Annotated in this window: 21 protein-coding genes and 1 riboswitch; of the genes, 15 read left to right on the forward strand and 6 right to left on the reverse strand. The window is 77.1% G+C overall.

Annotation, left to right across the window (positions count from 1 at the left end; translation table 11 throughout):
• The first annotated feature begins 27 nt into the window (after nucleotides 1–27).
• The 12 genes from CNX65_RS18120 (at nucleotide 28) to CNX65_RS18175 (ending at nucleotide 12991) form a co-directional block, all read left to right on the forward strand.
• On the forward strand, nucleotides 28–2349 hold the full coding sequence (locus CNX65_RS18120; protein ID WP_096494614.1) for a lantibiotic dehydratase family protein: 2322 nt from the start codon (nucleotides 28–30) through the stop codon (nucleotides 2347–2349).
• Nucleotides 2349–3803 carry an amino acid adenylation domain-containing protein gene (locus tag CNX65_RS18125; RefSeq protein WP_096494616.1) on the forward strand — a complete coding sequence of 485 codons (1455 nt, stop codon included), beginning with the start codon at nucleotides 2349–2351 and terminating at the stop codon, nucleotides 3801–3803. The genes CNX65_RS18120 and CNX65_RS18125 overlap by 1 nt, the downstream gene beginning before the upstream one ends.
• Complete coding sequence (locus CNX65_RS18130) at nucleotides 3800–5263, forward strand: threonine ammonia-lyase (protein ID WP_232519892.1); 1464 nt, start codon at nucleotides 3800–3802, stop codon at nucleotides 5261–5263. Before CNX65_RS18125 ends, CNX65_RS18130 begins: the two co-directional genes overlap by 4 nt.
• On the forward strand, nucleotides 5260–5511 hold the full coding sequence (locus tag CNX65_RS18135) for an acyl carrier protein (RefSeq protein WP_096494618.1): 252 nt from the start codon (nucleotides 5260–5262) through the stop codon (nucleotides 5509–5511). The genes CNX65_RS18130 and CNX65_RS18135 overlap by 4 nt, the downstream gene beginning before the upstream one ends.
• Before the next feature lies 1 nt (nucleotide 5512).
• Entirely contained in the window at nucleotides 5513–7828 is a 2316-nt protein-coding gene (locus tag CNX65_RS18140; RefSeq protein ID WP_232519893.1) for a lantibiotic dehydratase, read from the forward strand.
• A gap of 115 nt (nucleotides 7829–7943) precedes the next feature.
• Nucleotides 7944–8891, forward strand: a complete 948-nt coding sequence (locus tag CNX65_RS18145) for an ornithine cyclodeaminase family protein (protein WP_096494620.1) — start codon at nucleotides 7944–7946, stop codon at nucleotides 8889–8891.
• Nucleotides 8892–8943: 52 nt separating this feature from the next.
• On the forward strand, nucleotides 8944–9510 hold the full coding sequence (locus CNX65_RS18150) for a hypothetical protein (RefSeq protein WP_232519894.1): 567 nt from the start codon (nucleotides 8944–8946) through the stop codon (nucleotides 9508–9510).
• A gap of 10 nt (nucleotides 9511–9520) precedes the next feature.
• On the forward strand, nucleotides 9521–10042 hold the full coding sequence (locus CNX65_RS18155) for an AAA family ATPase (protein WP_096494624.1): 522 nt from the start codon (nucleotides 9521–9523) through the stop codon (nucleotides 10040–10042).
• 165 nt (nucleotides 10043–10207) lie between these two features.
• Nucleotides 10208–10331, forward strand: a riboswitch (cobalamin riboswitch).
• A gap of 31 nt (nucleotides 10332–10362) precedes the next feature.
• On the forward strand, nucleotides 10363–11061 hold the full coding sequence (locus tag CNX65_RS18160) for an energy-coupling factor ABC transporter permease (protein WP_096494626.1): 699 nt from the start codon (nucleotides 10363–10365) through the stop codon (nucleotides 11059–11061).
• Nucleotides 11054–11410, forward strand: coding sequence for an energy-coupling factor ABC transporter substrate-binding protein (locus CNX65_RS18165; protein ID WP_096494628.1), 357 nt, complete (start codon nucleotides 11054–11056; stop codon nucleotides 11408–11410). Before CNX65_RS18160 ends, CNX65_RS18165 begins: the two co-directional genes overlap by 8 nt.
• 1 nt (nucleotide 11411) lies before the next feature.
• Complete coding sequence (gene cbiQ / locus CNX65_RS18170) at nucleotides 11412–12179, forward strand: cobalt ECF transporter T component CbiQ (RefSeq protein WP_096494630.1); 768 nt, start codon at nucleotides 11412–11414, stop codon at nucleotides 12177–12179.
• Nucleotides 12176–12991, forward strand: a complete 816-nt coding sequence (locus CNX65_RS18175) for an energy-coupling factor ABC transporter ATP-binding protein (RefSeq protein WP_096497855.1) — start codon at nucleotides 12176–12178, stop codon at nucleotides 12989–12991. The genes cbiQ and CNX65_RS18175 overlap by 4 nt, the downstream gene beginning before the upstream one ends.
• A gap of 45 nt (nucleotides 12992–13036) precedes the next feature.
• Here the strand turns inward: CNX65_RS18175 and CNX65_RS18180 are convergent, their stop codons facing one another.
• Together CNX65_RS18180 and CNX65_RS18185 are read right to left on the reverse strand one after the other, a co-directional pair.
• Nucleotides 13037–13579 (reverse strand): ATP-binding protein, encoded by a 543-nt coding sequence (locus CNX65_RS18180; protein ID WP_096494632.1) that lies wholly within the window; start codon nucleotides 13577–13579, stop codon nucleotides 13037–13039.
• A gap of 130 nt (nucleotides 13580–13709) precedes the next feature.
• Complete coding sequence (locus CNX65_RS18185) at nucleotides 13710–14546, reverse strand: MerR family transcriptional regulator (protein ID WP_096494634.1); 837 nt, start codon at nucleotides 14544–14546, stop codon at nucleotides 13710–13712.
• Nucleotides 14547–14713: 167 nt separating this feature from the next.
• Between CNX65_RS18185 and CNX65_RS18190 the strand changes: the two genes are divergently transcribed.
• The 3 genes from CNX65_RS18190 (at nucleotide 14714) to CNX65_RS18200 (ending at nucleotide 18469) form a co-directional block, all read left to right on the forward strand.
• The gene (locus CNX65_RS18190; protein ID WP_096497856.1) at nucleotides 14714–16279 is read left to right on the forward strand and encodes a PucR family transcriptional regulator; all 1566 of its coding nucleotides are present in this window, start codon (nucleotides 14714–14716) and stop codon (nucleotides 16277–16279) included.
• 376 nt (nucleotides 16280–16655) lie between these two features.
• Entirely contained in the window at nucleotides 16656–17906 is a 1251-nt protein-coding gene (locus CNX65_RS18195) for an NAD(P)/FAD-dependent oxidoreductase (RefSeq protein ID WP_232519895.1), read from the forward strand.
• Nucleotides 17907–18001: 95 nt separating this feature from the next.
• Nucleotides 18002–18469, forward strand: a complete 468-nt coding sequence (locus CNX65_RS18200; RefSeq protein ID WP_096494636.1) for a GreA/GreB family elongation factor — start codon at nucleotides 18002–18004, stop codon at nucleotides 18467–18469.
• Between the two features lie 60 nt (nucleotides 18470–18529).
• Here CNX65_RS18200 and CNX65_RS18205 read toward each other — a convergent pair whose 3' ends face one another.
• Genes CNX65_RS18205 through CNX65_RS18220 form a run of 4 tightly spaced genes read right to left on the reverse strand, consistent with a single transcriptional unit; the run spans nucleotide 18530 to nucleotide 20916 of the window.
• Nucleotides 18530–18709, reverse strand: a complete 180-nt coding sequence (locus tag CNX65_RS18205) for a hypothetical protein (protein WP_096494638.1) — start codon at nucleotides 18707–18709, stop codon at nucleotides 18530–18532.
• Nucleotides 18702–19454 carry an SRPBCC family protein gene (locus CNX65_RS18210; protein ID WP_096494640.1) on the reverse strand — a complete coding sequence of 251 codons (753 nt, stop codon included), beginning with the start codon at nucleotides 19452–19454 and terminating at the stop codon, nucleotides 18702–18704. The genes CNX65_RS18205 and CNX65_RS18210 overlap by 8 nt, the downstream gene beginning before the upstream one ends.
• Nucleotides 19439–20698 (reverse strand): cytochrome P450, encoded by a 1260-nt coding sequence (locus tag CNX65_RS18215; protein WP_096494642.1) that lies wholly within the window; start codon nucleotides 20696–20698, stop codon nucleotides 19439–19441. Before CNX65_RS18215 ends, CNX65_RS18210 begins: the two co-directional genes overlap by 16 nt.
• Nucleotides 20695–20916 carry an MbtH family protein gene (locus tag CNX65_RS18220; protein ID WP_096494644.1) on the reverse strand — a complete coding sequence of 74 codons (222 nt, stop codon included), beginning with the start codon at nucleotides 20914–20916 and terminating at the stop codon, nucleotides 20695–20697. Before CNX65_RS18220 ends, CNX65_RS18215 begins: the two co-directional genes overlap by 4 nt.
• Nucleotides 20917–20937 lie beyond the last annotated feature (21 nt).

The raw sequence follows: 20937 nt of genomic DNA on the forward strand, positions 1-20937 counted from the left end.
CAAGCCCCCGTGAGCTAGTCGGAAGGGATGGTCGGCGTGGCCGAAGAGGTGCTGCTGCCCGGTGGCGGCTGGCGGTTGTGGAACCAGTTCGCCCTGCGCGGCGCGGGTTTCCCGGCGGCGGGGGTGCTCCGCCTGGCGCCGGGGGGTCTCGGCGAGGCGGCGGACAAGTTCACCGACGTCGCCCCGCGCGAGCGGTGGAAGGGCCCGGAGTGGGCCGAGTTCGAGGAGTTCTTCGCCCAGTGCGCGGTGGCGACCGCCCACGAGCTGCAGGACATCGCCGCGCAGCCGAGGTTCCGCACGGCGCTGGCGTGGCAGAACAAGGCGGTGCTCGCCTCGGGCATCGAGCCGTTCCTGAGGTGGACGCCCACGGCCGAGGGCCGCACCAGCATGCCCCGCCAGCGCGAGGAGCTGGTGGCGCACTACTGGCAGCGGTTCTGCGTCAAGAACGACACCATCGGCTTCTTCGGCCCGGTCGGCTGGGGCCGCTGGGACCTGGCCGGTCCGCGCGGCGTCACCACCGACCACGGCGAGGGGTTCCTGGCCCGCTCCGAGGTGTACTTCTCCAGCTGGGGCGTCGACGCCCTGGCCAAGGTGCTGGGCGCGGAGCCGGGGATGCGGCCGTGGACGCCGCCGCGCCGGGTGGCGTTCGCCAGGGTCGACGGCGGCGCGGTGAGCCTGCCCGGTCGCAAGGCCGCGCCGATCGCCGAGGGCCTGGAGGTGGTGCTGCGGCTGTGCGACGGCGCGCACCACCCGGTGGGCATCGCCGAGGCGCTCGGCCGCGAGGTCGACGCCGTGCTGGCGGACCTGGACGAGCTGCTGCGCAGGCGCTGGATCACCTGGCGCATCGACGTCCCGGCCAGCGCCCACCCGGACGAGGCGCTGCGCGAGATCATCGCCAGGGTCGGCGACGCGGCGGTGCGCGAGCCCGCGCTGGCGCGCATCGAGGTGCTGCGGCGCGGTCGCGAGCGGGTCAGGGCGGCGCTGGGCGACGCGGACGAGCTGCTGGCGGCGATGTCCGCGCTGGAGGCGGACTTCACCGAGCTGACCAGCACCGCCGCGCAGCGCGCCAAGGGCGGCCGGACCGGCGCCAACCGGGCGCTGGTGTACTCCGACTCGCGGCGCGCGGCCACCACCACCCTGGGGTCGGCGGTGCTGGACGAGCTGACCCCGCTGGCGCAGTGCCTGACGGCGGCCCGGTGGATGACCAACCGGTACGCCGAGATCGCCAGGGCGCACCTGCGGGAGGCGTTCGACGGGCTGCGCGCGAAGCGCCCGGTGGTGGACCTGGCGTCGCTGTGGATGGCGTGCCTGCCGGTGCCGCACCCGGACTCGATCGCCGACGCCGACCGGGTGCAGGCCGAGTTGCAGCGCCGCTGGGAGGGCATCGTCCAGGCGCCCGAGGGGGCGCGGCGGGTGCGGCTGTCGTCGGCGGCGATCGCGGACGCGGTGCGCGAGGCGTTCGAGGAGCCCGCCTCCGGCTGGAACGTGGCCCGCTACCTCAGCCCGGACGTGTTCGTCGTGGCCGACGACGCCTCGGCGGTCGAGCGCGGCGAGTTCGAGCTGGTGCTGGGCGAGCTGCACGTGGGCGTGAACACCATGAGCGCCTCGCTGTTCGTGATGCAGCACCCGGACGCGGCCGAGCTGCTGGCCGAGACCGGGATCGACAACCCCGGCCCCCGGCTGCTGCCGATGCTGCCCAAGGAGCAGCCGCCGAAGTGGAACACCCGCAGCAGGCCCGCGCTGAACCGGCCGGTGGACTACCTGGTGGGCATGGTGGACAACACCGCCGACCCGCACCGGCCGCGCACCGCGATGGGCGCGGACGTGCTCGTGCAGGAGCGCGACGGGGACCTGGTCGCGGTGCTGCCCGACGGGGCGGTGTTCCCGGTGATCGACGTGTTCGGCAACGCCCTGACCGCGCGGATCATGGACCGGTTCAGCCTGCGGGCGACCGGCGACCACTCGCCTCGGGTGACCGTGGACAACGTGGTGGTGGCGCGCGAGACGTGGCGGTTCGCCGCCGGGGAGCTGGAGTTCGCGGCGGAGAAGCACGAGGCGCGCCGGTTCGTGCTGGCGCGGGCCTGGCGCGAGCGGCAGGAGCTGCCCCGCTACGCGTTCGTGGTCTCGCCCGCCGAGCCCCGGCCGTTCTACGTGGACTTCGACAGCCCGGTGTACGTGAACGTGCTGGCCAAGGCCGTGCGCAGGCTGGCGCGGCAGGACCCGGCGGCGCGGCTGGTGGTGTCGGAGATGCTGCCCAACCCGGAGCAGGCGTGGCTGACCGACGGCGAGGGCGCGAAGTACAGCTCGGAGCTGCGGTTCGTGGCCTTCGACCAGACGGGGCGGCAGTGATGGGCGCCGCGAGACCGGGTGGGCGGCCCGCCGTCGTCACCCCGGACGGGGTGCTCACCCACCGGGAGCTGGGGGCGCGGGTGGACCGGTTGGCCCGCGCGCTCGTGGCGGCCGGGGTGGGGCCGGAGGTGGTGTGCGCGATCGCGCTGGAGCGCGGGGTGGACGCGGTGGTCGCGATGGCGGCGGTGCTGCGGGCGCACGGCGCGTTCCTGACCGTGGACACCGACCTGCCCGCCAAGCGGGTCGCGGCGCTGCTGTCGGAGGCGCGGGTGCTGGTGTCCGCCTCGGGGGTGGCCGAGCGGTTCGCCGTGCCCGGCCCGACCGTGCTGGTGGACGCTCCGGACGTGCCGGGCGCGGCGCTGCCCGAGGGCGAGCCCGACCCCCGGTCGCTGGCGTACGTCAGCCACACCTCAGGGTCGACCGGCGTGCCGAACGCCGTGCTCGTCGAGCACCGCTCGCTGCGCTCGTACCTGCGCTCGGCGGTGCGCGACAACGACCTCGGCCCGGACACCGTCGTGCTGCAACTGGCGCCGATGGGCTACGACGCGTCGATCCGCGACACGCTCGCCCCGCTGCTGGCGGGCGGCAGCGTGGTGGTGCTGCCCCGGTCGGCGCTGCTGCGGCCCGAGGAGCTGTTCGCGGCCGTGCGGGCGCACGGGGTGAACGCGGTGCTGAGCACCACCCCGTCGTTCCTGACCTTCCTGTCCCGCCAGGCGGGCGCCGCCGAGGCGTTGCGGGGCGTGCGGCTGGTGGCGACGAGCGGCGAGTCGCTGCGCCCCTTCCTGGCGGCGGGCGGTCGGGCGCTGCTGCCGGGCAGGCTGGTCAACCAGTACGGCCCGACCGAGTGCACCATGACCTCCACCCGCCACGAGGTCCCCGCGGCGCCGGAGGACGCCGACCTGGTCGGGCGGCCGATCGAGGGCGTGGTCGTGCGGCTGCTGGACCGCGCGCTGCGGGAGGTCCCGGACGGCGCGGTCGGCGAGGTGCACCTCGGCGGGATCGGGGTGGCGCGCGGCTACGCGGGCAGGCCGGGGCTGACGGCGGAGCGGTTCGTCCCCGACCCGCTCGGCGGGCCGGGCGAGCGCCTGTACCGCACCGGCGACCTGGCGCGGCGGCGACCGGACGGCGCGCTGGAGTACCTGGGCAGGGACGACCGGCAGATCAAGGTGCGCGGCCACCGGGTCGACCCGGCGGAGGTGGAGGCGGTGCTGCTGGCGCACCCGTCGATCACCGGCGCGGCGGTCACCCCGGCCACCGACGCCCAGCGGCGCACCTACCTGGTGGCGCACGTGACGGGCGAGGTGGCGGGACTGCGGGACGCGGCGCTGCGCGCCCACCTGGCCGACGCGCTGCCCCCGCACCTGATGCCCAGGCGCTTCACCCGCCTTGACCGCTTCCCGACCACGCGCAGCGGCAAGGTCGACCGCGCGGCGCTCGCGGCGGGTGCCCGGTGAACCGGCTCGCGGCCTGGTCGGTCCGGGCGGGCACGGCGGGCACGGCGGGCACGGCGGGCGCTCGGGATCGGGCCACCCCGCCGGAGTTGCCGGACCGGGCCGAACCGGCGGAACGGGCCATCCCACCGCGCCTCGCCACCACTCCCGGTCAGACCACCGCGCTCAGTCAGGTCAGCGCGCTCGGGCAGGTCACCGCGCTCGGGCAGGTCAGCGCCCCTGGTCAGACCACCGCGCAGGGGCAGTCCGCTCCGCCCGGCCGGGCCACCGCGCTCGGTGCGGCGACCACGTCGGGTCGGCTCGCCCCGCTGGGCCACGCCGACGTGCCGCCCACCCCACCGTCCCCCGCCACCACCTCCCCCTCCCGCGCGACCACCTCCCCCACCCGCGCCGACGTCCTGGCCGCCGCCCTCCGCCTGGAGGGGCACGTGCTGCGCACCCCCCTGCTGGCGCTGGAGTCGCTGCCGGGGGTGCTGCTCAAGGCCGAGCACGCCCAGCGCGCCGGGTCGTTCAAGATCCGGGGCGCGGCGAACGCGCTCCTCGCCGCCCCGTGCGCCGAGGTCGTCACCGGCTCCTCCGGCAACCACGGCCTCGCCGTCGCCACCCTCGGCCGGTCGCTCGGCATCCGGGTCACGGTCGTCATGGCGGCGGGCGCGAGCGCGGCGAAGGCCGACGCGCTGCGCCGGTTGGGCGCGACCGTGCTGGCGGTGCCCGGCGGCGTGGACGAGCGCGACGCGCGGGCCAGGGAGCTGGCGGCCCGCACCGGCGCGCGGCTGGTGCCGTCCTCCGACGACGCGCTCGTGGTCGCCGGGCAGGGCACGGTCGGCCTGGAGGTGTTCGAGGACGCGCCGGGCGTGGACACCGTGTTCGTCCCGGTCGGCGGCGGCGGCCTGCTGGCCGGGGTGTGCCTGGCGGCGCGCGACCTGCCGGTGCGGGTGGTCGGCGTCGAACCGGCCGACGCCCGCCGCTACGCCCGCTCGCTGGCCGAGGGCGCCCCGGTGGTGGTGCCGCCCTCCCGCAGCGTCGCGGACGGGCTGCGCGGCCAGCGGCCGGGCGCGGTGACGCTGCCCGTGATCACCCGCCGGGTGGACGAGCTGGTCGCGGTCGACGACGACGCGGTCGAGCGCGCGGCGGAGCTGCTGCGCCGGGCCGGGGTGCGGGCCGAGCCGAGCGGGGCCGCCGCGCTGGCCGGGGCGCTGACCGCCGGGTTCACCGGCACGGCCGCGGTCGTGGTGTCCGGCGGCAACACCGCCGAGGCGCTCGCCGCCACCGGCCGCCGCCGCACCACCGGCGGGCGCGGCGCGGGCTCCCCGCGCGCGGGCGTCCGCCGCATCCCCACCCGCCGGATCACCCCCACCGAGCTCACCACCCACCTCTCCCCCGCCCACCCGTCCCCCACCGACCTGTCCACCCACCCCGCCGGGGCAGTGCCCGGCGCCCCCACCCGAGGAGTCCGCTCATGACCACCGCCATCACCACCGCCGACCTGACCGACCTGGCCGTCACCGCCTACCGCGACGCCCTGGGCGAGCAGTCGCTCGACGCCGACAGCGACTTCTTCGAGGCGGGCGGCGACTCGCTGTCCGCGTTCCAGATCACCGCGCGCCTGGAGTCGGCGCTGGGCGTGGACGTGCCCGTCGCGCTGGTCTTCGCCTACCCCTCCCCGGCCGACCTGGCGTCGGTGCTGGAGCAGGAACTGGAGGTCGGCTGACATGGCCACCGACAACACGACGCCCGGCAGCACGGCGCCCGGCAGCACGACCCCCGACGGCGGCAGGTCGCTCCCCGGCGGCCGGTGGCGGCTGTGGGACCAGTTCAGCGTGCGCGGCGCGGGCTTCCCCGTGGACGGGGTGCTGCGGCTGGCCCCGCACGGCCTCGGCCTGGCCGCCGACCGGTTCGCGTCGGCGCGGTCGCGGCAGGGCGCGGAGTGGAAGGCGTTCGAGGCCGCGTTCGAGGCCGAGGCGGTCAAGTCGGCGCTGGAGCTGCGCGACATCGCGGGCGGCGAGGCGTTCCAGAGCGCCATCGCCTGGCAGAACCGGGCGGTGCTGGGCCGGGCGGTGCGGCCGTTCCTGGAGTGGGAGCCGGGTGACGGGCGGGCCAGCCGCACCCGCCAGCGCGAGGAGCTGATCTCGCACTACTGGCAGCGGTTCTGCGTCAAGAACGACACCATCGGCTTCTTCGGCCCGGTCGGCTGGGGCAGGCTGGACGACGCGGTCGACGGCGTGGCGGTCGACCCCGGCGAGGGCCTGGTCGCGAGCACGAGCGTGCACTTCGCGAGCTGGGCGGTCGACGCGCTGGCCCGCGCGCTCGGCGAGGACCCCGCGCTCGCGCCGTGGATCGCGCCGCGCCGGGTGCCGTTCGTGCGGCTGGGCGACGGCGAGGTGGCGCTGCCCGGTTGCGCGCCGAAGCCGCTGGCCGCGCCGCTGCTGGAGCTGCTGGCGCTGTGCGACGGCACGCGGGCGGTGGTCGAGCTGTCCGGGCGGTTGGGCCGCGACGTCGGCGGGGACCTGGTGGAGCTGGAGCGCCGCCGGTACCTGGTGCGGCGCCTGGAGGTCCCGGCCGGGGCGCACCCGGAGCGCGCGCTGCGGGCGTGGCTGGAGGGCGTGCCGGACGAGCTGGCCGCGCCCGGCCTGGCCGCGCTGGACGAGCTGGAGCGCGGGCGCGACCGGATCGCCTCGGCGTCCACCTCGGACGCCCTGGTCGAGGCGATGTCCGCGCTGGAGCGCAGGTTCGAGGAGCTGACCGCGACCGCGGCGGCCCGCGAGAAGGGCGGGTCGACCGCGCCGGGCCGGGCGCTCGCGCACTCGGACTGCCGCCGCTCGGCGACCGTGCGGCTGGGCGGTCGGGTGCTGGACGGGTTGGCGGCGCTGGAGCCGCTGCTGGTCAGCGCGGCCTGGTTGACCTCGTCGCTGGCGCGGCGGGTGCTGGAGGGGGCGCGGCGGGTGTTCGACGCGTCGGGCCCGGTCGACCTGGCGACGTTCTGGTTCGCCTGCATGCCCGTGCTGCACCGGGACGCGGGTGTGGCGCTGGCGGAGCTGCGGGCGGAGTTCTGGCGGCGCTGGGCGGAGGTGCTGGACCTGCCGGAGGGCGCGCGCGAGGTGCGGCTGGAGCTGGCCGAGGTGTCGGCGCGGGCGAACGCGGCGTTCGCCTCGCCCGGCGGCGGCTGGAACGCGGCCCGCTACCTGAGCCCGGACGTGATGATCGCGGCGGCGGGCGCGGACGCGGTGCGGCGCGGGGAGTTCGGCCTGGTGCTGGGCGAGCTGCACGTGGCCATGAACACCCTGGGCGCCTCCCTGTACCTGGACCAGCACCCCGATCCGCCGGAGCTGGTGGAGCTGACCACGCGGGACGTGCCGGGGCCGAGGCTGCTGCCGCTGCTGCCGAAGGAGCACAAGGCGCGGCTGTCCTCGCGGGTGCGGCAGAGCCTGGTGCGGCCGGAGGACTACTGCGTGGCGCTGGTGGACGACACCGCCGACCCGCGACGGCCCCGGACTCCGCGCAGCGCGGACGTGCGGGTGGAGCTGCGCGGCGAGGAGCTGGTGGCGGTGCTGCCGGACGGGGCGGTGTTCCCGGTGGCGGACGTGTTCTCGCACGTGCTGACCACGCTGGTGGTGGACGGGTTCCGGGTGCTGCCGGAGGCCGACCACACGCCGAGGGTGAGCGTGGGGCCGCTGGTGGTGTCGCGGGAGACGTGGCGGTTCCCGGTGGCGGAGCTGGACTTCGCGGACGCGCGCACGGAACCGGCCCGCTTCGCGGCGGCGCGGGCGTGGCGGGCGGAGCGGGGGCTGCCGAGGTTCGTGTTCTTCACCTCGCCGACCGAGCCGCGCCCGGTGTTCGCGGACTTCGACAGCCCGGCGTCGGTGACGCTGCTGGCGAAGGCCGTGCGCAGGCTGGCCAGGGCGGACGGGGCGGCGCGGCTGACGGTGGTGGAGATGCTGCCGACGCCGGAGCAGGCGTGGCTGACCGACGACCGGGGGGAGGTGTACACCTCGGAGCTGCGGTTCGTGCTGCGCGACACGGCGCCGTGAGGTCGGGGTCCGCGCGGCCGGGGCGACCGCGCGGACGGCTTGACTTCCCCCGTTCGGGTGTCTTGCATGGGGCCGTCACGTCCCGGCTGGAATCGGACTTTCGGAGGAACCCCCGATGAGCGCCACCCTCGCCCACGTCACCGCCGAGCGGATCGGGGAGGCGCTCACCCCGGCGGGCGCGGTGGCCGCGGTCGAGGAGGCGCTGCGGGCGGGCCTGGACCCGGCGGTCGGGCCCAGGCGCGGCATCCTGGACGTGGCGTCGGGGCAGCTGCTGCTGATGCCCGCCGAGACGGCGGGCGCGGTCGGGGTGAAGGTGGCCACCGTCGCCCCGGCCAACCCGGAGCGGGGCCTGCCGCGCATCCAGGGCGTGTACGTGCTGTTCGACGCGGCCACCCTCACCCCGCGAGCGCTGCTGGACGGCACCGCGCTCACCACCCTGCGCACCCCGGCGGTGTCGGTGGCGGCGGTCCGCCCCGCGCTGCTGCGCGAGACCGGCCCGCTGCACCTGACCGTGTTCGGCGCCGGACCGCAGGGCACCGGCCACGTGGACACCGTGGCCGGGGTGATCGAGGGCCACCGCCCGCTGGGGGCGGTCACCCACGTGGTGCGCGACCCGTCCGCCGTGACCGGCGCCCTGCGGGAGGGCGCGGCGCTGGTGGCGGCCGGGTCGCCGGAGGCGGCCGAGGCGGTGGCGCGGGCGCACGTGGTGGTGTGCGCGACCGGCTCCGGCACCCCGGTCTTCGACTCGGGCCTGGCCAGGCCCGACGTGGTGGTGATCGCCGTGGGCTCCCACGACCCCGACCGCCGCGAGGTCGACGGGGCGCTGGTGGGGCGGGCGCAGGTGGTGGTGGAGGACGTGGCGACCGCGCTGCGCGAGGGCGGCGACGTGGTGATGGCGATCGCCGAGACGGACCTGGCCGAAGCCGACCTGATCCCCATGGCGGACGTGGTGACCGGTCGCGCGGAGCTGTCGGCGGACCGGCCGGTGGTGTTCAAGAGCTCGGGGATGCCGTGGGAGGACGTGGTGGTGGCGGAGGCGGTGGTGGCCCGCCTGCGGGGCTGAGCCCGGCGGCGGGATGATCCCCCCTGGTTCGGGCAGGTCGCAGGGGCGCGGTGTGCGGGGAGGGGACGCGGTGTTCGGGTCGCGGGACGGGTTCGGGTTGGAGTTCCACGTGGAGCGGGACCCCGGACTGCTGTGCGTGGACGTGTTCGTCGCCGGGCTGCACGTGGACGCGTGGGACAACGCGTTCTACCCGCCGCTGCTGGTGAAGAAGCTGGGGGACGAGATCCGCCGCTTCCGCGAACCGGCCGCGCGGCCCGAGGGGTTCACCTCGGCGGTGGAGGCGTTCCGGCTGGCCGAGGGCTGGATGGACGAGGGCGCGGGGGCGGTGGAGGCCGAGGCCGGGCAGCGGTTCGCGGGGTTCCGGTTCCTGGACTGGGGCGAGTGCACCGACCCCGCGCTGGCGTTCGCCTTCCCCGACGGGGACCTGCTCCACCTCGCCTGCCGGGTGCACGACGACGACGGCCCCGGAGCGCTCGCGGCGGCCCCGGTGCGCCGGGCGGAGTTCGTCGGGACGCTGGAGCGGGCCCTCGTGGTCGCCGAGCGCGAGTGGGCCGCCCGGCACGCGGCACTGGCCCAGGCGCGCGCCCGTCCGGGCACCGGCAGCCCCGACGCGGGCTAGCCTCGACCGGGTGCCCCGGCTGATCCTGCTCAACGGCCCGCCCGCGTGCGGCAAGTCGACGGTGGCGCGGCGGTACGCCGACGAGCACCCCCTGGCGCTCGACCTGGACGTCGACCTGGTCCGCGCCCTGATCGGCCGCTGGCGGGACGCCCGCCGGGAGGCCGGGCTGCTGGCCCGCGCGATCGCGCTCGCCGCCGCGCGCACCCACCTCGCCGCCGGGCACGACGTGGTCGTCCCCCAGCTCGTCGCCCGCCCCGAGTTCCTCGCCGAGCTGGAGGGCCTGGCGCACGCGACCGGCGCGGTGTTCCACGAGATCGTCCTGCTCGACGGCGAGGACAACGCCCTGCGCCGCTACGCCGAGCGCGAGACCGGCGCCCCCGAGGAGCAGCGGCACGACGGCGCCGCCGAGGTCGCCGCCCTGCACCACCGGCTCACCGCGCTGCTCGGGACCCGCCCCCGCGCCGTGGTCGTCCCGGTCGTGGACGGGGACCCGGACGCGACCTACCGGGCGGTGCTGGCCGCCCTCGGCTGACCGCACCGCGCCGAATCCCCCGCGCCGACTCCCCCCGCACTGCCCGCCCCGCGCTGCCCGCGCTGCCCGCGCTGCGGCAGTCCGAACACCCGCCCACCCCCGCGCGACGGCCCCGACGTGCGGGGGAGCAAGATCACGGTCCGCGCCCGCAAGCGCGAGGTGAAATCGGTGTTAGCCTTCCGCCGCCGAGCGTCAACCGAGGAATCCGGTGCAACACCGGAGCGGTCGCGCCACTGTGAGCGGATCGACGATCCGCGAGCCAGGAACTCACGGGGCTCGGTACCTCCTATCGGGACGCGTCATCCCGGAAAGGTGTGCCGATGCACATTGCCGAGGGCTTCCTGCCCCCAGTCCACGCGGCGGCGTGGACGGTGGCGGCAGCGCCGTTCGTCGTCCACGGGGTCCGCGAGATCAAGCGGACCGTCGCCGAGCACCCCGAGTCCCGGCTGCTGCTGGGCGCGGTGGGCGCCTACTCGTTCGTGCTGTCCGCGATCAAGCTGCCGTCCGTGACGGGCAGCTCCTCCCACCCCACCGGCACCGGTGAGGGCGCGATCGTCTTCCGGCCGCCGGTCATGGCGGCGCTGGGCACGGTCGTGCTGGTGTTCCAGGCGCTGCTGCTCGCCCACGGCGGGCTGACCACGCTGGGCGCCAACGTGATGTCCATGGCCGTGGTCGGCCCGTGGGCCGGGTACGCCGCGTACCGGCTGCTCAAGCGGGCGCCGTGGGGCGTGGCCGTGTTCTGCGGCGTCGCCGTCGCCGACCTCGCCACCTACGTCACCACCGCGACCCAGCTCGCCATCGCCTTCCCCGACGACGGCGCGGGCTTCGTCGGCGCGTGGGGCCGGTTCCTGAGCCTGTTCGCGCTCACCCAGGTCCCGCTCGCGATCGTCGAGGGCATGATCGGCGTGCTGCTGCTGAACGCCCTGCGCACCTGGGCGGGCCCCGAGCTGCGCGGGCTCGGGTTCGGGCGCGACCGCGACGAGGACCCGTCGCTGGCAGGGGTGAGGCGCGATGCGTAGGACCACGACGAACGTGCTGCTGGTGCTGGCCTCGGTCGCGGTGTTCGCGGTCGCGCTGGCGCTCGGGACGGGCAAGGGCGAGTTCGGCGGCACCGACGCCACCGCCACCGAGCAGATCGAGGAGTCGGCCCCGGACTACGAGCCGTGGTTCGAGCCGCTGTGGACGCAGCCGGGCGGCGAGGTCGAGTCCGGCCTGTTCGCGCTCCAGGCCGCGCTCGGCGCCGGGCTGCTCGGGTTCGCGCTCGGCACGTTCCGCGAGCGCCGCAAGCACCTGGGCGACCGGGCGCCCGGCGAGGCGCTCCCCGGCAGCGCGCCGGACGAGACCCCGCCACCGGGCGGCGGCGCCTGACGTGGCGCGGCTGTCGCTCGACGACGCCGCGTGGGGCAGCACCTGGCGGGACCGCTCGACGGCGGAGAAGGCCGTGCTGTCGGGTGGTCTCGCCGCCGTGGCGCTGACCGGGCGCGGCCCGGTCGGCGCCGCGCTGGTGCTGCTGGCCGCGTCGGTGTGCGCGTGCGCGCTCGCCGGCGTCACGCCGCGCGCCTGGGCCGCGGCGCTGGCCGCGCCGGTCGTGTTCGTCGCGCTGGGCGTGCTCGGGATCGTGGTGACCTTCGGCGCCGCGGGCGCGCCCCTGCTCACGTGGGGGCCGCTGGTGGTGACGGAGGCGTCGGCGCTGCGCGGCGCGCGGGTCGCGGCGCGGGCGGTGTCGACCTCCGCGGCGGTGCTGCTGCTGGCCGCCACCACCCCGATGCCGCACCTGCTCGCGAGCCTGAGCCGGGTGCCCGGTCTGGGCGTGCTGGCCGAGATCGCCGGGGTGGTCTACCGGATGCTGTTCGGGCTGCTGGACGCGCAGGCCCGCGTGCGCGAGACCCAGGCCGCCCGCCTCGGCTACCGCGACGCCCGCGCGGCCCGGCGCAGCGTCGGCGCGCTCGGCGCGGCCACGCTCATCCGGGCCTGGACCGGCGCGCGGCGCCTGGAGGCGGGGCTGTCCGGCCGGGGCTCGACCTCGGCCGGGTTCGGCGCGCCGCGCAGGCGCCCGGTGAGCCGCCCGTTCGTCGCCGCGGGGGCCGCGCTCGTGCTGGCCTGCGCGCTGCTGTCGCTGCTGGGCCCGGCGTGGTGAGCGTGCTGGAGGCGCGGGGCGTCACGGTCGACTACCGGGACGCGCCCGGCGTGCTGCGCGAGGTCGACCTGCGGGTGGGCGCGGGGACGCGGCTGGCGCTGATGGGCGCGAACGGCGCGGGCAAGTCGACCCTGCTGCGCTGCCTGTCCGGGGCGCTGCGCCCCACGTCCGGGCAGGTCCTGGCGGGCGGGACGCCGCTGGGGCGGGGCAGGCGCGCGCTGACCGCGCACCGGCAGCACGTGCAGCTGGTGCTCCAGGACCCGGACGACCAGCTGTTCTCGGCCGACGTGTTCCAGGACGTGGCGTTCGGCCCGGTGAACCTGGGGCTGGGCGAGGCGGAGGTGGCGGAGCGGGTGGCGGGGGTGCTGGCCGCGCTGCGGATCCCCGACCTGGTCGACCGCCCGGTGCACCACCTGTCGTTCGGGCAGCGCAAGCGGGTGGCGCTGGCGGGCGCGCTGGCGATGCGCCCGGCCGTGCTGCTGCTGGACGAGCCGACCGCCGGGCTCGACCCGAGCGGGGCGGCGGCGCTGCTGGGCACCCTGGAGGAGCTGCGGGCGGCGGGGACGACGGTGGTGATGTCCACGCACGACGTGGACCTGGCGTGGCGGTGGGCCGACGAGGTGGCGCTGCTGGCCGACCACCGGCTGCGCCAGGGCGACCCGGCCGACCTGCTCGGCGACGCGCCGCTGCTGGCGGCGGCCGGGCTGGAGCCGCCGTGGCAGGTGCGGCTGCTGCGCGAGGCGGGCCTGCCGGTGGGCGGCCCGGAGCGCCCGCGCGAGCCGGGCGAGGTGCTGGCGCGCCTGCGGGCGTGAGACGGGCCGGGGGGCAGGCCTGCCCTGGTGCAGGCAGGCGCCGGTTCAGGCGAGCAGGTCGTCGACCGCGTCCGCGAGCGCGTCGACCGGCCTGGCGCTGTCCAGGCGCAGCACCGGGCAGGACATCCCGGCCAGCCAGCGCTCGTGCCGCGCCAGGCTGCGGCCGTCGAACTCCGGGTCGTCGTAGCCGCGCGCCCAGTCCAGGAAGTCGTGGAACGCCGCCTCGTCGGGACCGCCGGGTTCGAGCGGGGTGAGGCGGCGCTCCCCCTCGCGGTCGGTGATCCGGCGCAGGCGGACCTCGGGGTCCAGGGTCAGCAGCACGACGGCGTCCAGCAGCGGGACCAGGCTCTCGCCCCACCCCATCGGCGCCCCGGACATCACCCACGCGGGACGCGGCAGGAACACCTCGCCCATCAGCCGCAGCCGCTCGGCCTCGGGCCGCTTGTCGGTGTAGGGCGGGTCGGTGGGCAGCCAGAAGTAGTCGTCCAGGTCGGCGTGCGGCACGTGCCACCGGGCGGCCAGCACCCGCCCGAGGGTGGTGGTGCCCGCGCCGCTGGCGCCGGTGACGAGCAGTCGACGCGTGGACAAGGCGCTCCCCCTCCCCGGCCCCGCCGCTCGGGCGCCGCGCCGGGTGATCATGCCCGGTGGGCGGGAGGGACCGCAGCGCGGGGCGGCGCGGGCGCGGCCCACCGGCGCGTCGCGGGTGGGCCGCCGGGCGTCAGCGGTCCACCAGGCTCTGCCCGAAGAGCTCCCCCGCGCGCTGGAGGCAGCGCGTCCGGGCCGGGGAGAAGTCGTACGGCATCTTGGTGAACGCCTGGAAGGCGCCCATCTCCCGCTCCTCGCCCTCGTCCGGGTCCTCGTAGGTGTCGAACAGCGCGTCGACCCCCTCGTCCAGCCCGGCGGCCTCGGCGGCCCGGTGCACGGCCTGCAGGTGGGCGCACCGCTGCCTGGCGATCTGCTCCACGAGCGGGTCGTCGGGGTCGACGCCCTCGTCGAGCCCGGCCTCGGCCGCGTCGAGCCGGTCCTCCTCGGCCCGCAGCTCGGGGTGGGTGGCCAGCACGACGAACGACGTGGCTTGGACGGCGGCGCCCAGCGGGCCGAAGACCCGCTCGGTGACCAGCAGGGTCTCCAGGTCGGAGCGGCGCAGCGCGCCGGGCGGCAGGTGGCCGAGCAGGTCGGTCACCGGGTCCGAGAGCAATCCCAGCGGGCTGCCCACGGCCCGCAGGCGCTGGACGGCCGCGCGCTGGCGCGCGATCTCCGCCTCCCTGGCGGCCAGCGCCCGCTCCAGCCCTTCCAGGCCCTGCTCGACGTCGCGGGTCTCGTCGAACGCGGCCCGCACGTCGTCGAGCCTGATGCCCGCGTCGGCCATCTTGCGGATCCACAGCAGGCGGATCACGTCGTCGTGGCCGTAGCGGCGGCGGCCGTCCGCGCCGCGCTCGGGCTCGGGGAGCAGGCCGATCTGGTGGTAGTGGCGGATGGCCCTCGGGGTCGTTCCGGCGAAGGCGGCGGCGTCGCCGATCTTGACCTGGCGGGGGGACGTGAAGGAGAGGTGCATCGCGAGCGGGGCCTTTCGTGCCGTGGTGACCCCAGGACAGCACATGCCGCTGCGGCAGGTGCAACACGCGCCGGGCGGACCGAGGCGCTGCCCGCGGGCGCTCCTCCCCCGCTCGCGCCGCGCGCCGCGGTTACGGTGGGTGCCCGCGACCGGGGACGGGGGTGCTCATGATCAGGCTGGACCGCCTGGTGAACGTGCTGGGCGGGTACGGGGTGCGGCTGGCGCGCTGCCCGGTGCCGCGCTCGACCGAGCTGCGCAGCGTGGTGATGCGCGAGCCCGAGGCGCGGGCGGTGGGCGGGGACGTGTTCCTGGCCGTGGGCGCGGACGACGTCGCCACCGCGGTGGGGTGGGCGGTCGAGGTCGGGGCGAGCGCGGTGCTGGCGCACGACGACGGCGCCGGGGACGCCGCGCTCGCCGGGGCCGGGGGCGTGGCGGTGCTGCTGGTGGACCCCTCGGTGTCGTGGAGCCAGCTGGCGGGCGTGGTCTACGGGCTGGTGCTGGAGGGCAGGGAGACCGAGTCCGGGCGCGGCCCCACCGACCTGTTCGCGCTCGCCGACCGGCTGTCCGGCGCGCTGGGCGGGGCCGTGGTGATCGAGGACCGCTCCTCGCGCGTGCTGGCCTACTCCAACTCCCAGGAGGGGGCGGACCGGGCGCGCCTGGAGACGATCCTGGGCAGGCAGGTGCCCGAGGGGCTGCGGGAGCTGTTCGAGCGGCGCGGCGTGTTCGCGCACCTGGCGGGCCGCGACGAGCCGCTGTTCGTGGCCCCGGACGCCGGACACGGCCTGGCCGGGCGCATGGTGGTGGCGGTGCGGGCGGGCCGCGAGCTGCTCGGTTCGGTCTGGGTGACCTGCGGCGACCCGCTCACCGGCGCGCGCGGCACGGCCCTGGCGGACGGGGCGCGCACGGTCGCGCTGCACCTGCTGCGGCTGCGCGCGAGCGCCGACCTGGAGCGGCAGGTCGAGTCGGACCTGGCGCTGCGGCTGCTGGAGGGCACCGCCGACGCCGCCACCGCGCTCAGCGGGCTGGGCCTGCCGCAGGGCGAGCTGCGCGTGGTCGCGCTGCGGGCGCGGGAGGCGGGCGAGCGGCACGCCGCGCTGCTGCTGGCGTTCGAGCGCGCCACCACTGGTTTCGGCTGGTCCCGGCCGGGCCGCAGCACCCTGGCGGGCAGCACCCTGTACACCCTGCTGCCCGGCGACGCGGCGGACGCGGCCCGCGCCTGGGTCGCGGGCATCCGCGCCGCGCTGCCCCGGCGGGTGGTGGTGACGGCCGGGATCGGCGGGGTGGCCTCGGCGGCGCAGCTGCCCGCGAGCAGGCAGGAGGCCGACGAGTGCCTGGCCCTGCACGAGAGCAGGCGGGCGGGCTCCGAGCCGCCCGCGTACGACGAGTCCTGGGACGACATCCTCCTGCAACGCCTGCGCGCCGCCGCCCGCACCGGCCGGGTCCCGGCGCGCGGCCCGGTGGCCGAGCTGCGCGGGCACGACCGGGAGCGCGGGACGCGGCACGTGCCGACGCTGCGCGCCTGGCTGGAGTCCCAGGGCGACCTGGTGGCGGCGGGCGCGCGCCTGGACGTGCACCCGAACACGGTCCGGTACCGGCTGCGCAAGATGGCCGAGGTGACCGCGCTGGACCTGGACGACCCGCGCAAGCGGCTGGCCATGACGATCGCCCTGGCCGCCACCGATCCGGGCGGCGATCCGGGCGGCGACGATCCGGACGCCGACCCGACCGCCTGACCGCCCCCGGCGTCGTCCCGCGCCCGGCGGTCGTCCCGCACCCGAAGAGCCAGCCCACCCCCGGCAACCGCCCTGGGCACAACAGCCGCCCCGGACCGGCCAGCAGCCCAGCCCCGCTCCACCTCGCCCCGCCCGGCCCCATCTCGCCAGCCCCACCCCCGGCCTGCCCCGCCCCACCTTGTCTCCGCCGCCTCGCCCCGGCCCGCCCCCGTCCTGCCCTGCCCCGTCCTGCCCCGCCCACGAATTCCGGCCCGACTGTGGATCCCGACAAGAACCCCCTCCCCGATTGTCCGTTCCGGACAACGCGCCCACCCGAGCGCCGGGTGATGCTGACCGGGACGAGGGTCGTCGGGTGTGCTCGGGTGTGGAGGTGGTCGTGTCGGTCATCGACGGCGGACCGCGTTCGGCGGTCGTGGTGGGCGCGGGGATCGTGGGCCTGTCGACGGCGTGGTTCCTGCAGGAGCGCGGCGTCGAGGTCACCGTGGTGGACCGCGACGGGGTCGCCGCGGGCGCGTCCTGGGGCAACGCGGGCTGGGTCGCGCCGGGTCTGGCGATCCCGCTCAACGAGCCGTCCGTGCTGCGCCACGGCCTGCGCGCGCTGCTGAGCCCGAGCGCCCCGCTGAGCATCCCGCCCACGGCCGATCCGGGGCTGTGGTCGTTCCTGGCGGCGTTCGCGGCGAACTGCCACTGGCCGTCGTGGACGCGCGCGGTGCGGGCGAACGCGCCGCTCAACGCCGAGTCGGCCGAGGCGTACGACGTGCTGACCGCGAACGGCGTGGACGCCCCCACCACCGGGGCCCCGATCACGGCGGCCTTCGCGAACCCCGCGCAGGCCCGGTCGCTGCTGCGCGAGTTCGCCAGGATGGCCGACGCCGGGCAGCCCGTCGACCACACCCTCCTCACCCGCGACGAACTGCGCTCCCACGTGCCCCTGGCGTCGTCGGCGCTGACGGCGGCCGTGCGGGTGAACGGGCAGCGCTACGCCGACCCCGGCGCGTTCACCCAGGCGCTGGGCCGGGCGGTGGTGGCGCGCGGCGCGGCGGTCCACCGGTTCGAGGTGGCGGACGTGCGCCCGTACAGCCGGGGCGCGACCGTCCACCCGCGCAGCGGCCCGTCCGTGCACGGCGAGGTGGTCGTGCTGGCCACCGGCGCCTGGCTGCCCGCGCTGGCCCGCCGCTGGGGCGTGCGCACCCCGGTGCGGGCCGGTCGCGGCTACTCGTTCACCGTCCCGGTGGACCGCCCGGTCCCCGGCCCGATCTACCTGCCGGGGGTGCGCGTGGCGTGCACCCCGCACCGGGACGGGCTGCGCGTGGCCGGGACGATGGAGTTCCGCCCGCCGGACGCCCCCGGCGTCCACGCCCGCCTGGAGGCGATCGCCGCCTCGGCCGAGCCGCTGCTGGACGGGGTCCGCTGGCGGGAGCGGCACGACGTGTGGGTCGGCTCGCGCCCGGTGACCCCGGACGGCCGCGCCCTGATCGGCGCGACCAGGGAGCCGACCGTGCACGTCGCGGGCGGCCACGGCATGTGGGGCTTCGCCCAGGGCCCGGTGACCGGGCGGCTGCTGGCGGAGCAGATCACCACCGGGAAGCAGCCGGAGGCGCTGCGCCCGTTCGACCCGCTGCGCTGACCCCCGCTCCTGCCCGAACGCCGTCCGGCCGCGCTCCCCCACGGGGCGCGGCCGGACGGCTCCTTCTCGTTGTTCACCCCACGGAGGTACTCGACATGACCACCGCACGGCGGGTCTGGTTGACCCCGCACACCCACGAGCGGCTGCGCGCGGAGCTCGCGGGCCTGTTCGCCGGGAACTCGGCCCCGACCGACGACCCGGAGAGCGCGCTGCTGCGCAGGACCGAGCGCGAGGAGCGGATCCGGGAGGTCCAGGACCTGCTCAACCACGCCGTGATCGGCGAGGACCCGCCGGACGACGGCGTGGCCGAGCCGGGCATGGTGCTGACGGTGCGCTACGACGACTTCGACGACACCGAGACGTTCCTGCTGGGGATGCGCGCGGTGGAGCACGGCGACCTGGAGGTGTACTCGCCGGAGTCGCCGCTGGGGGCCGCGCTGACCGGGGCGCGCCCCGGCGAGCGCCGCGACTACCGGGCGCCGAACGGGGCCACGATCCGGGTGACCCTGATCGCGGCGGTGCCGTACGGCAGGCACCGGCCCTCGGGCGCGCCGGGCTCCTGAGACGCCGGGGGTTCCGCGCGCACGCCCGGCACGCACGTCCGGCGCGCGCGGAACCCTCGGTCACCGCGCGGTCGCCCCGTGCTGCGCCGCCAGCTTCTCCAGGAGCACCGGCAGCCGCTTCACCACGCTCTCCTTGATCCGCGCCGTCCGCACCACCCCGCTGCCGTGGTCGGTCACGGTCAGCTCGTACCCGCCGCCGACCTCGACCAGCTCGGCCGAGTACACCACCCGGTCAGCCACGGACCTCACCCCCGGCGTGCTCCGGCAGGCCGTCCAGCCACGCCTGCCACCGCCGCGCCTCGGCCTCGCCGTCGACGCCCGGCGCGAACAGGTGGTGCGCCACCCAGGTCGGCCACCGCCAGCGGTCGCCGCCGAAGAACCGGTAGAGCCCGTCGGGGGTGCGGACCCCGATGAAGTCCTCGTCCCGGTAGTCCAGCACCCCCTCCAGCGGCTCCAGCCCCACCGGCGCCAACCGGACCGGGCAGCCAGCCACGTCCCGGCGCGCCAGTCCGAGCGCGTCCGCGACGATCCCCAGCTGCCCCGTCCCGACCCGCTCCCGCGCCGCCCGCACGTAGGTCGCGGGCCGCCCGTCGAAGTGCCCCAGGTACTCGGCGAGGCTGTGGTGGTAGAACCCGGCGTACCGCGCCGCCGCGTCCCCCCGCGCCTCCCAGCCCTCGTCCGGCTCGCCCTCGTGCACCCAGTGGATGCCCGCGCGCAGCCGCACGCCCCCGCCCACCCCGTCGAGCCGGTAGCTCAGGGTGGTGGAGAACCCGTTCCCGTCCCCGGCGCGGCAGGCGAACCGGTGCGGCGGCTCCCACTCGACCACCTCGGCGCCGCCGCGCGACACCGCGCCGCCGACGCCCGGTTCGACCTCCATGGGGTACAGCCACCCCAGGTTCCCGGCTCCGGTGGCGATCGCCCGCCACACCCGCTCGGGCGGGTGCGCCAGCTCCTGCTCCTCGGTGATGGTCAGCTCACGGGGCACGGCGTTCCTCTCGACGGCGACGACAGCGGGGCGTCCCAGCGGACCACGGGGAGGGCGATGAGCTTGCGCTGCAACGGGTTCCGGTGCCACTCCAGCCCGTCCCCCCGCAGCCGCAGCCCCGGCGAGGCGCGCACCAGCGACCCGATCGCCAGCTCCACCTCCAGCCGGGCCAGCGACGCGCCCAGGCAGAAGTGCGGCCCGTGCCCGAACGCCAGGCTCCCCCGCCCGGACCGGGCGAGGTCGAACAGGTCGGGGTCGGCGTGCCGCCGGGGGTCGCGGTTGGCCGAGGCGAGCCCCAGGTAGGCGATGTCCCCCTCCCGCAGCAGCTGCCCGCCCAGTTCGAGGTCGGCCGCGAGCACGCGGGTGATGACCTGGGTGGGCGAGTCGTAGCGGGCGCACTCGTCCACCGCCCGGCCCACCAGGTCGGGCCGGGCGCGCAGCAGCGCGAGCTGCTCGGGGTGGCGCAGCAGCGCGAGCACCCCGTTGCCGATCAGGTGCGTGGTGGTCTCGTCCCCGGCCGTGATGATCACGTAGCAGGTGGACAGCAGCTCCTCCTCGGTGAGCCGGTCGTCCTCGGCCTGCGCCGCGACGAGCGCGCTGACCACGTCCTGCCCCGGCTGCTCCCGCCGCCGCGCGGCCAGCCACGACAGGTACTCGTGGAACTCGCCGACGACCTGCTCGGACCGCGCGACGTCGGCGAGCAGGTCCCGCAGCACCGCGAACCAGCCGTGCACGCGCGGCCGGTCGGCCTCGGGCACGGCGAACAGCTCGCAGATCACCGCGCTCGCCAGCGGCATCGCCAGGTCCCCGACCACGTCCAGCTCGGACCCGGCCCCGTCGAGCAGCCCGTCGACCACCCGCTGCACGTCCCCGCGCAGCCGCTCCACCCGCCGGGCGGTGAACCCCCGGCTGACCAGCCGCCGCAACCGCGAGTGCTCGGGCGCGTCGGTGTTGGACATGACCCGCCCCAGCCGGGCGGTGAGCCTGCTCAGCTCCCGCACCACCGGGCTGCCCGAGCCCAGCGCCGCGGTCATCCGGTCGCGGTCGCTGGACATCCTCGGGTCGGCCAGGGCCGCCTCGACGTCGGCGCACCTGCTGATCAGCCACGCCCCGCGCACCCGGTGCACGGGGGCGCGCTCGCGCATCACCGCGTAGAACGGGTACGGGTCGGCGCGGAACCCCGGCCCCGCCATCTCCTCGGCGGGGTCGAACGGCAGGGCCGGGGCGGCGACACCGCTGGTCACGTGCCGGACCGCCCCTCCATGGCCTCGACCAGGCTGCGCGGGCGCAGGTCGGTCCAGTTGCGCTCGACGTACTCCAGGCACGCCTCGCGGGTGTCCTCGGGGTGCGCGATCGCCCACCCGGCGGGCACCTCGGCGAACACGGGCCACAGCGAGTGCTGCCCCTCGTCGTTGACGAGCACGAGGTAGCGGCCCTCGGGGTCCTCGAACGGATTGGTCACGGCGGTTCCTCCTGATCGGTG

The organism is Actinosynnema pretiosum, assembly GCF_002354875.1.
GTDB lineage: Bacteria > Actinomycetota > Actinomycetes > Mycobacteriales > Pseudonocardiaceae > Actinosynnema > Actinosynnema auranticum.

Excerpts from the sequence above, each read along its gene's own strand:
- CNX65_RS18185 (WP_096494634.1), bottom strand. The coding sequence starts at position 14,546 with ATGCACCTCTCCTTCACGTCCCCCCGCCAGGTCAAGATCGGCGACGCC.
- CNX65_RS18125 (WP_096494616.1), top strand. The coding sequence starts at position 2,349 with ATGGGCGCCGCGAGACCGGGTGGGCGGCCCGCCGTCGTCACCCCGGAC.
- CNX65_RS18120 (WP_096494614.1), top strand. The coding sequence starts at position 28 with ATGGTCGGCGTGGCCGAAGAGGTGCTGCTGCCCGGTGGCGGCTGGCGG.
- CNX65_RS18140 (WP_232519893.1), top strand. The coding sequence starts at position 5,513 with ATGGCCACCGACAACACGACGCCCGGCAGCACGGCGCCCGGCAGCACG.
- CNX65_RS18165 (WP_096494628.1), top strand. The coding sequence starts at position 11,054 with ATGCGTAGGACCACGACGAACGTGCTGCTGGTGCTGGCCTCGGTCGCG.
- CNX65_RS18145 (WP_096494620.1), top strand. The coding sequence starts at position 7,944 with ATGAGCGCCACCCTCGCCCACGTCACCGCCGAGCGGATCGGGGAGGCG.
- CNX65_RS18200 (WP_096494636.1), top strand. The coding sequence starts at position 18,002 with ATGACCACCGCACGGCGGGTCTGGTTGACCCCGCACACCCACGAGCGG.
- CNX65_RS18135 (WP_096494618.1), top strand. The coding sequence starts at position 5,260 with ATGACCACCGCCATCACCACCGCCGACCTGACCGACCTGGCCGTCACC.
- CNX65_RS18190 (WP_096497856.1), top strand. The coding sequence starts at position 14,714 with ATGATCAGGCTGGACCGCCTGGTGAACGTGCTGGGCGGGTACGGGGTG.
- CNX65_RS18160 (WP_096494626.1), top strand. The coding sequence starts at position 10,363 with ATGCACATTGCCGAGGGCTTCCTGCCCCCAGTCCACGCGGCGGCGTGG.